Annotated in this window: 8 protein-coding genes and 1 pseudogene; 6 read left to right on the top strand and 3 right to left on the bottom strand. The window is 68.9% G+C overall.

The window, feature by feature from the left end:
• The first annotated feature begins 65 nt into the window (after window positions 1-65).
• A complete protein-coding gene (locus ACTHNQ_RS11540) occupies window positions 66-1,691 on the top strand; it encodes a solute symporter family protein (RefSeq protein ID WP_440333521.1) in 1,626 nt (541 codons plus the stop codon).
• Window positions 1,692-1,872: 181 nt separating this feature from the next.
• Here ACTHNQ_RS11540 and ACTHNQ_RS11545 read toward each other — a convergent pair whose 3' ends face one another.
• A complete protein-coding gene (locus ACTHNQ_RS11545; RefSeq protein ID WP_440333523.1) occupies window positions 1,873-2,337 on the bottom strand; it encodes an SRPBCC domain-containing protein in 465 nt (154 codons plus the stop codon).
• Between the two features lie 16 nt (window positions 2,338-2,353).
• On the opposite strand from ACTHNQ_RS11545, the gene ACTHNQ_RS11550 reads away from it, so the two are divergent.
• A complete protein-coding gene (locus ACTHNQ_RS11550; protein ID WP_440333525.1) occupies window positions 2,354-2,692 on the top strand; it encodes an ArsR/SmtB family transcription factor in 339 nt (112 codons plus the stop codon).
• 76 nt (window positions 2,693-2,768) lie between these two features.
• Here ACTHNQ_RS11550 and ACTHNQ_RS11555 read toward each other — a convergent pair whose 3' ends face one another.
• Together ACTHNQ_RS11555 and ACTHNQ_RS11560 are read right to left on the bottom strand one after the other, a co-directional pair.
• Window positions 2,769-3,545 carry an alpha/beta fold hydrolase gene (locus ACTHNQ_RS11555; protein ID WP_440333527.1) on the bottom strand — a complete coding sequence of 259 codons (777 nt, stop codon included), beginning with the start codon at window positions 3,543-3,545 and terminating at the stop codon, window positions 2,769-2,771.
• 40 nt (window positions 3,546-3,585) lie between these two features.
• Complete coding sequence (locus ACTHNQ_RS11560) at window positions 3,586-4,449, bottom strand: SAM-dependent methyltransferase (RefSeq protein WP_440333529.1); 864 nt, start codon at window positions 4,447-4,449, stop codon at window positions 3,586-3,588.
• Between the two features lie 298 nt (window positions 4,450-4,747).
• Here ACTHNQ_RS11560 and ACTHNQ_RS11565 point away from each other — a divergent pair, with 298 nt between their 5' ends.
• The 4 genes and pseudogenes from ACTHNQ_RS11565 to ACTHNQ_RS11580 form a co-directional block, all read left to right on the top strand.
• Window positions 4,748-5,926 carry an ROK family transcriptional regulator gene (locus ACTHNQ_RS11565; protein ID WP_440333531.1) on the top strand — a complete coding sequence of 393 codons (1,179 nt, stop codon included), beginning with the start codon at window positions 4,748-4,750 and terminating at the stop codon, window positions 5,924-5,926.
• 61 nt (window positions 5,927-5,987) lie between these two features.
• Complete coding sequence (locus ACTHNQ_RS11570; RefSeq protein ID WP_440333533.1) at window positions 5,988-7,469, top strand: M81 family metallopeptidase; 1,482 nt, start codon at window positions 5,988-5,990, stop codon at window positions 7,467-7,469.
• 199 nt (window positions 7,470-7,668) lie between these two features.
• Complete coding sequence (locus ACTHNQ_RS11575) at window positions 7,669-9,432, top strand: peptide ABC transporter substrate-binding protein (RefSeq protein WP_440333535.1); 1,764 nt, start codon at window positions 7,669-7,671, stop codon at window positions 9,430-9,432.
• 38 nt (window positions 9,433-9,470) lie between these two features.
• A pseudogene (locus ACTHNQ_RS11580) lies at window positions 9,471-9,880 on the top strand (ABC transporter permease); the annotation flags it as partial.

Consider the following 9,880-nt stretch of genomic DNA (forward strand, 5'->3'; position numbering starts at 1 on the left):
ATCGCGGGCGAGATCCGCGAGTCGGTCGCCGCCGGCTCCGCGTCGACCCCTGAGGAGGTCTCCCGATGAGCATCGTCTTCGCGGCAGACGCCGCGCCCGCCTCGGCGCCGGGCAACCCCTGGCTCAACATCGGCATCTTCGCGCTGTTCGTCGCGATCACGATGGTGATCGTCTTCCGTGCGAGCCGCAACAACAAGACCGCATCCGATTACTACGCCGCCGGCCGCTCCTTCACGGGCGGGCAGAACGGCGCCGCGATCGCGGGCGACTATCTGTCGGCGGCATCCTTCCTCGGCATCGTCGGGGCGATCGCCATCACCGGCTACGACGGCTTCATGTACTCCATCGGGTTTCTGGTGGCCTGGCTGGTCGCCCTGCTGCTCGTGGCGGAGCTGCTGCGCAACACCGGCAAGTTCACGATGGCCGACGTGCTGTCGTTCCGCCTGAAGCAGACCCCGGTGCGGGTCGCCGCCGCGATCACGACCCTCGTGGTCTGCTTCTTCTACCTGCTCGCGCAGATGGCGGGCGCCGGCGGACTCGTGTCGCTGCTGCTCGGCATCGGCGACACCCTCGGCCAGTCGCTGGTCATCACGGTGGTCGGCGCGCTCATGATCCTCTACGTGCTCATCGGCGGCATGAAGGGCACCACGTGGGTGCAGATCATCAAGGCCGTGCTGCTCATCGCGGGCGCCGCGGTCATGACCGTGTGGGTGCTGGCGATGCACGGCTTCGACTTCTCGGCGCTGCTCGAGAAGGCGACCGTCGTCGCCGAGAACCCGGCGATCCTCGACCCGGGCCTGAAGTACGGCGTCAGCGACATCAGCAAGGTGGACTTCATCTCGCTGGGCCTCGCGCTCGTGCTCGGCACGGCCGCACTGCCGCACGTGCTCATGCGCTTCTACACGGTGCCCACGGCCAAAGAGGCCCGCAAGTCCGTGGTGTGGGCGATCTGGCTCATCGGCATCTTCTACGTGTTCACGCTGGTCCTCGGTTACGGTGCCGCGGCCCTCGTCGGCCCCGCCGTCATCGCCGGCGCCCCCGGCGGTGCCAACTCGGCCGCCCCGCTGCTCGCGAACGCCCTCGGCGGACCGCTGCTGCTCGGCCTCATCTCGGCGATCGCGTTCGCGACGATCCTCGCGGTGGTCGCCGGCCTCACCATCACCGCCGCCGCCTCGTTCGCGCACGACATCTACGCCTCGGTGGTGAAGAAGGGCAAGCCGGCCGCAGGGGCAGAGGTCAAGGTCGCCCGTCGGACCGTCGTCGTGATCGGCGTCATCGCGATCATCGGCGGCATCGGCGCCAACGGACAGAACGTCGCGTTCCTCGTCGCCCTCGCGTTCGCCGTGGCGGCGTCGGCCAACCTGCCGACGATCGTCTACTCGCTGTACTGGAAGCGGTTCACGACGAAGGGCGCGCTGTGGAGCATGTACGGCGGTCTCGCGTCGGCCATCATCCTCATCGCGTTCTCGCCCGTCGTGTCGGGATCCGAGACGTCGATGCTGAGGACCGAGGCGATCGACTTCGCGTGGTTCCCGCTGTCGAACCCGGGCATCGTGTCGATCCCGCTCGCCTTCTTCCTCGGCTGGCTCGGCACGGTGCTCGACAAGGGCACCGAGGACCCGGCAAAGGAGGCCGAGATGGAGGTGCGCGCGCTCACGGGCATCGGCGCCGAAGGAGCGGCACAGCACTAGCGGATCGGTGCGGGCGCCTTCGAGGGGGAGACGCGCCGCTGATCGTGGAGGACCGTCCGGCCTGCCGGGCGGTCCTCCGCCGTGTGCCGGCATGCGGTGCCGGGTGTCGGGCGGTCGGCGGGGGCCGGACGGCGAAGGCGCCAGCCGGGGTCGAGCGTCGGTCGACGCGTCGTCCGGGCGGTCAGGCGTAGAAGCCGTCGCGCAGGTTGATGCCGTGCTCGACCCACGCCTTGAGCGCGGCGAGCATGCCTGTCCATCCCTCGCAGTTGCCGAACGCGCTCTTGGCCCCGGCAGGGGAGGCCTGCCACGCGGACTCGGTGATCGTGACGAGTGTGCGCGCGCCGTCGTCGACGGGCTCGAACTCGAAGGTCGTGGTGGTCTCGGTCTCGATGCCGTCGCGCGCCTCCCAGCGGATGACGAGGCGGCGCGGAGGGTCGGACTCGACGACCGTCACCGGGAATCTGCCGGGGAAGTCGGCGAAGTCCCACGTCACGTCGGCGCCCTTCTCGAGGCGTCCGCGAGCGCCGCCGGTCGTGAAATAGCGCGACAGCTGCTCGGGGTCGGCCACGGCCTCATAGACCTCGGCGACGGGTCGCGCGACGCGCCCCGACACGGTGAACGACAATGCGGTCAGTTCTTCAGACATGTTGTAGTTTTATAACATGACGGATGCCGCGCACAAGCCCTCCGCAGGCACCGAGGTCGACGACGATCTGGTGTTCAAGGCGCTCGCCGCACCGCTGCGGCGCCGCATGCTCGATGCGCTGAAGGACGAGCCCCTCACGACGGGTGCGCTGTGCGCGCGCTTCCCGGAGGTCGACCGCACGACCGTCCTGCAGCACCTGCGGGTGCTGGAGCGTGCGGAACTCGTGACCGGACGCAAGAAGGGGCGCGAGCGCCCTCTGGCGCGCGCGCCCCTTCCGATCAAGCGCATCCATGATCGCTGGATCGGCGACTACGCGCGGGCGGCCGTCGAGCTGCTCGACCGCCTCGACGGCTGACCCGCCCACGCGGGGCGCTCCGCTACGCGAGGCGCTCTCCGTACCGCAGGTGCTCTCCCGACCCAGAGCGCTCCGCCTAAGCGAGGCGCTCCGCGACGACACGCACAGTCGCGACCGGATCCGGACGGTGCATGACCGACTCTGGCACGATGACGAGCTCGGCGCCGTCCATCTCGTCCGCGAGGCGGTCGGCGGCCGTGATCAGGATGGGGAAGGTCTGCTCGCCGCGGATGATCGTGACGGGCTGCTGCACCGACAGCATCTCGGGGCTCGGCACCGACGAGGTGTTCACGAGGTTCGTGTCGTACACGGTCGACTGCGCCAGCGGCAGCACCGCGGTGAACTGGTTGCTCTGTCGGAACGCCTCGACCATCTGCTCGGGCAGCCCGACGCCCTCGAGCTGGAACGTCACGATCGCATCGTCGGGCCGTCCCTCGTCGACGTAGCGCTGCAGGCGCTCGGCGAGGTCGTCGGCGGGCTCGTCGACGCCGAACCGCAGCGGCGGCTCCGACAGGAACAGCGCCCCAGTCGGCACGCCGCGGGATGCCGCGTACAGCGCCAGCACGGCGCCCGACGAGTGGCCGAGCACCCCGGCCGCGCCGCCGACCGCGTCGATCACGCCGGCGAGGTCTTCGGCCTCGCGGTCGGGGGTCGAGCCGCGGGCGTCGCCGCTCTCGCCTCGGGCGCGCCGGTCATAGGCGACGCCGCGGAAGCCGGCATCGGCGAGCGCCTGAGCGAGGCCGGTCGCATCGGCGGCTCGCGACAGCGCGCCGTTCACGACGATGACGGCTGGGCCGTCGCCGAACACCTCGTACGCGATGGGGGTTCCGTCGGCGGAATTCACGATGTCCATGCCGTCAGCCAACCACGGGCCACCGACACGCGACAGGGTGCTATCCGCGCAGTGCTGTCACGAAGCCTCCGCGCTGGTCAGCGGGGGAATCCGTGCGGTCGACGCCCAGCGGACGCCCGTAGCCGCGCTCCAGGTCGGGAACCGAGATCTCGGCGACGGTCCAGCCTGCGGCGGCCAGGACGGCGGCAGGGTCCGGTGGATCGGTGCGGGCCAGCAGATCGTCGAAGGGGATGCCGGTGGCCAGCGCGAATGTCTGCAGCCGTTCGCGGGTCTCGGCGGTGTCGGTGAGCGCGGGCGCGCGCTCGATGACCGCCCGCGAGCCGGGGGCCGACAGGTCGATGATGTCGTCCACCAGTGCCGCCTGGTCGTGCGCGGAGAGATACGGCAGCAGCCCCTCCAGCACCCAGTGCGTGGGCTCGGCGGGGCGGAAGCCGCTGCGGACGATCGCCGACGCCCACGGCGCCGTCACATCGGCCGCCACCACTCGGCGGTCGGCGGTCGGCGTGGCGCCGACGGCATCCATCGTCCCGGTGAGGAACTCGACGACCTCGGGGGAGTCGAGTTCGAACACGCGCGTGCCGTCGGGCCAGTCCAGCCGCCACGCCCGCGTGTCGAGGCCGCTGCCGAGGATCGCCGCCTGCCGCAGGCGGCCGGTGCGCAGCTCGTCGTCGATGAACCGCGTGCGCAGCCCGATGTACGAGGCGCCCAGGAGCATCGAGCGGTCGACCTCGGGAATGTCCTCGGCGCGCTCGGGCCATCGCTCGGGGAACGGCACCGCGACCCCCGACGCCCCTACGAGCGCGGCCGCCCACGGGTCGACCACGAGCGCATCGGGTCGGTCGGATTCGAGGGCGCGCGCGGCGGCCACGGCGACAGCGGTGACTCCCACACCATTCACGGGCATGCGTCCATCCTGCTCGGCGGGGCCACCGGTCGCCGCGCGATTCGCTCCTGGCGCAACCACGCCGTGCTCGTGCGGAATTCAGGAGATCCTGCACGCTGTCCGCGCCGAGCCGCGCAATTCCGCGAGGAGCGAGAGGCGCACCCTCCGTTCTTCCTGAATTCTCGACGCGATTGCCGAGGTCCCCGCCACCTGCTGATGAGGATCCGCACCTTCTTGCGAGTCTTGACATAGTTCGTCCGAATTCGACGCAAGTGACTCAGTCTGGCCGTATGCTCAGACTCCGAGAGGGAGGCCTACGATGACCGCCACCAGCACGCCGAGCGCAGGGGAGCTGTTCCGCCTGGTGCAGAGCGGACGCGCCGAATCGCGCGCCGACCTCAGCCGGCTCACCGGCTTGAGCGCCTCCACCGTCGCACTGCGGGTCGAGGAGCTGATCGCGGCGGGCTACCTCGAAGAGACCGGACGCGGCGTCTCGAAGGGCGGACGACGGCCCCGGATGCTGGCGGTCAGCGCCGGCGAGACCATCGTCGCCGCCGTGGACCTCGGCGAGCGTCACATGACCATCGTGCTGATGAACCGCCGAGGGGACGTGCTGGCTCACTCGAACCGGCCCCTGTCGCTGCTGGACGGTCCGCAGCGCGTTCTCGCCGACGTGTGGGACAGGGTGCAGGAGGTCGCCGCCGAGCTGCCGGGGACGTGCATCGAGGGCATCGCCATGAGCCTGCCGGGCCCGGTCGACTCCCGCGACGGCCGGCTGCTCGCGCCCATGCGGATGCCCGGCTGGAACGGCATCGTCGTGGCGGACCTGCTGCGCGAGATCACGGGGCTCCCCGCCCACGTCGACAACGACGCCAACGCGATGGCGATCGGGGAGTTCGTCGAGCGCGGCCAGAGTGTGAACGAGCTCGTCTTCGTGAAGGCCGGCTCGGGGATCGGCTGCGGCGTCATCGTCGGCGGCGAGCTGTATCGCGGGTACCGCGGCGTCGCGGGTGACATCAGCCACGTCGCGCTCGCCGGCGCGCCGCCCGTGATCTGCTCGTGCGGGCGTGTCGGGTGCCTGGACGTGGTCGCCAGCGGCGCGGCGATCGTCGATGCACTGCGGGAGTCGGGCATCGCCGTCGACCACCTCGAAGACGTGCTCGCACTCGCCGCGGACGCGCACCCGCGCGCGACCGGGCTGCTGCGCGAGGCCGGTCAGCGCACGGGCGAGGTGCTCGCGACCATCATCAACTTCTTCAACCCGCGGGTTCTCGCCATCGGCGGGCAGCTGGCGACAGCGGACGCCTTCATCGCCGGGGTGCGCCAGGCGATCTACACGCTGTGCCTGCCGATGTCGACCGACCTGCTCGAGATCAGCGTCTCGGCGGCCGGCCCGCTCGGCGGCGCGCGAGGTGTCGGAGACGCCCTGCTGGCGGCCTTGCTGGAACCCGAACGCATCGACCGCGATCTGAAGACCACTTCATCCAAAATCGAATGAAGATGACCCCGTTTATCCTTCTCCATCGATAGTTCTTCCGGTCACTGCCTAAACTGGCCGAGTGACCCAGACACCTCTCCCGCGTATCGCGATCGCCGGCATGGCGATCGAGTCGAGCACGTTCTCGCCCCACCGCGCCGGAGCGCGCGACTTCCAGCGCGTCGAAGGCGACGACCTGATCCAGCGCTACCCCTCGCTGCGCGACGGGACCTACCTCGACGCCGCGCAATGGCTGCCCGTGTACTACGCGAGGTCGATCCCCGGCGGCGCCGTGCTGCGAGAGGTCTACGACGAGATCAAGGGCCGCATCCTCGAGGGCCTGCGCTCCCTCGTCGCGGAGGCGCCTCTCGACGGGCTCTTCTTCGACATCCACGGCGCGATGAGCGTGGACGGCCTCGATGACGCCGAGGGCGACCTGATCACCGCCATCCGCGAGGTGGTCGGCGCGGAGGTGGTCGTGTCGGCGTCGATGGACCTGCACGGCAACGTGTCGGACCCCCTCGTCTCGCAGGTCGACATCATCACGTGCTATCGGCTCGCGCCGCACGAAGACACGTGGGAGACCCGCGATCGTGCGATCAAGAACCTCGTCGAGACGCTGCAGTCGGGCGTCGCCCCGCGCCGTGCGCACGTGACGGTGCCGATCCTGCTCCCGGGCGAGAAGACGTCGACCCGGGTCGAGCCGGCCAAGAGCCTGTACGCCCGCATCGACGAGATCGAGCAGCGCCCCGGCATCATCGACGCCGCGATCTGGATCGGCTACGCCTGGGCCGACGAACCGCGCTGTCACGGCGTCGTGGTCGTCACCGGCACGGACGACGCCGCGATCTCGGCCGCTGCGGAAGAGCTCGGGCGCGCGTTCTGGGACGTGCGCGACGAGTTCGAGTTCGTCGGCCCTCCGGGGACTCTGGCCGAAGGTGTCGATGCGGGTCTGGCCGCGACCGAGACGCCGTACTTCATCAGCGACTCGGGTGACAATCCCGGCGCCGGCGGCACCGGGGACGTGACGTGGACGCTGGCGCAGCTGCTGGCGGACGAACGGCTCACGGCCGCCGACGCCCCCACCGTGCTGGTCGGCTCGATCTTCGACGCCGAGGCGCTCTCGCAGCTGCGCCGGCACCGTACGGGCGACACCGTCACGGTCACCGCGGGAGCCCGCGTCGACCACGGTCCGCACGGACCGGTCACGATCACCGGCGTGCTCGACGGACTGTACGAGGGAGATCCGGATGCCGGCGGCATCGCCGTGATCCGCGTCGGGGGTCTGCGGGTCATCGTCACCGAGTTCCGCAAGGCCTACCACGCGGTCGAGGACTTCACGGCGATCGGGCTCGACCCGCTGGCTGCGCAGATCGTCGTGACCAAGATCGGCTACCTGGAGCCCACGCTCTACGCGATCCAGCGCGGCTGGACGCTCGCGCTGACGCCGGGCGGCGTCGACCAGGATCTGCAGCGCCTCGGGCATCACCGCATCCAGCGCCCGATGTTCCCGTTCGATGCCTTCGACGCGGCCCCGGACCTGACGCCGCGACTCTTCGGCTGAGCCTTCCAAGCGTCTTGCTCCGAATATGGAGTAAGTAAGTTACGAGAACGTAATAAGGATGGCATTGCGCGGGTACTTTCTCCGTGAATGATGAAAAGTGCGTCGAGAAACCAACGAACATGACCTGTCTCGACCGTGTGAACAAGGAGGTTTGATGCGTAAGCCAGCGATGCGACGTCTCGTCGCTACCCTGAGCGTCGTGGCAGCCGGGGCCCTCGTGATGTCCGGATGCGCGTCGTCCGCGACGGACTCGGCCGGCGACACGAAGGACTCGGTCAGCTACGCACTGCCCGCAGGGACCGGCCCGAACTGGATCCTGCCCATCTCGAGCCCGGACACGATGGCCACGCACAACAGCGCGATCAAGGCCACGATGTGGCCGCGCCTGTTCGAGTACAACGGCACCAGCGGAAAGATGGAGTGGGACCAGAAGGGCTCGGCCGCGAAGGCGTACGAGTTCAGCGACGACCACCTCTCGGTCACCATCACGCTCAACGACCTCGACTGGTCGGACGGCGAGCCCGTCACGTCGCGCGACGTCGAGTTCTGGTACAACCTCGTGCGCTACAACGCCGAGAAGACCGGTGGCTACTCGGCCGGCCGCATCCCCGACAACATCACGAACTTCGAGATCGTCGATGACAAGAACTTCACCCTGACGTTCGACGCCGTCTACAACGAGGAGTTCCTGCTCGCCAACCAGCTGAGCCTCGTCTACCCGATGCCGCAGCACGCGTGGGACAAGACGAGCGCAGACGGCGAGATCGGCGACTACGACCAGGATCCCGAGACGGCGGTCCAGGTGTTCGACTTCCTGTTCTCGCAGGCCGAGGACATGAAGACGTACGCCACGAACGACCTGTGGAAGACGGTCTCGGGCCCGTACACCGTCAAGAGCTGGTCCGACTCGGGACAGGTCGTCCTCACCGCGAACGACAAGTACACCGGTGACGACAAGCCCGCCATCAAGGAGGTCACCTTCGTCCCGTTCACCTCGGCCGACGCCGAGATGAACGCGGTGCGCTCCGGCGACGTCGACTACGGCTACGTCACCAGCGCGCAGCTGACCAACGAGAAGCAGTTCACCGACCTCGGCTACACCGTCGAGCCGTGGGCCGGCTGGTCGATCACGTACATGCCGTACAACTTCGCGAACCCCGAAAAGGGCGCGTTCTACGACCAGCTCTACGTGCGCCAGGCGCTGCAGCACGCCGTCGACCAGGAGACGATCTCGGACGTCATCTGGCACGGCGCAGCCACGCCGGACTACGGCCCGGTCCCGCAGACGCAGGACTCGGACTACCTCTCGGACGTGCAGAAGGACAACCCGTACCCGTTCGACCTGAAGAAGTCCGAAGCGCTCTTCACCAGCCACGGCTGGACGAAGAACTCGGACGGCGTCTTCGAGTGCACGACGCCCGGTGCGGGCGATGACCAGTGCGGTGAGGGCATCGCCCAGGGCGCCAAGGCCGAGATCGTCGTGACCACGCAGAACGGCTCGCAGGAGACCGACAACATGATGGCCGAGATCCAGTCGTCGCTGGCGAAGGTCGGCGTCAAGATGACGATCGACGCCAAGCCGCTGGACTCGGTGCTCACGGAGGCGCAGTCCTGCAAGGTCGAGGGCTCGACCACCTGCACGTGGGAGCTCGTCTTCTTCGGCACCGCCGGCTCGTGGTACTTCCCGGCCTACCCCACGGGTGAGCGCGTGTTCGCGAAGGACACCAAGTGGAACGCCGGTCAGTACGACAACCCCGAGGCCGAGGAGCTCATCAACCAGATGACGTTCTCGACCGACCCGCAGATCGCGCAGGACTACTCGGCGCTGCTGGCCGAGGACCTTCCGGTGATGTGGATGCCGAACCCGGTGTACCAGGTCTCGGTCATCAAGAAGGGCCTCGACGTCGCGCACCAGGACCCGGGCGCGTCGTTCTACCCGCAGCGGTGGTCGTGGACCGACTGATCTGACAGTCACCGGCGACAAGAAGAAGCAGAGGAAGCATGACCACGGCGACGGCGCAGACCGCGCGCACCACGGCCAACGCCGGGGGCAACCGGTTCGGCATTTGGATGTTCCTGGGGCGACGCGTCGTCCAAGGGCTCATCGTCATCCTGATCGTGACGCTCATCGTGTTCGCATTGCTGAACCTGGCGATGCCCGAGGGCCCGGCCCTCGGCATCCTGGGCATGCAGGCGACGCAGGAGCAGATCGACGCGTTCAACGCGGCCAACGGTTACGACCAGCCGCTGTGGCAGCAGTACCTCACCTTCCTGTCGCACCTCGCCGTCGGCGACCTGGGCGATTGGTTCACCGTGAAGCGCCCGGTCGCCGACGCGATCGGCCAGCGTCTTCCGAAGACATTGCTGCGGGCATCCCTGTCGATGATCGTGGCGCTGATCGTCGCGATCCC

It is taken from the genome of Microbacterium sp., from assembly GCF_051953575.1.
Classification (GTDB): Bacteria; Actinomycetota; Actinomycetes; order Actinomycetales; family Microbacteriaceae; genus Microbacterium.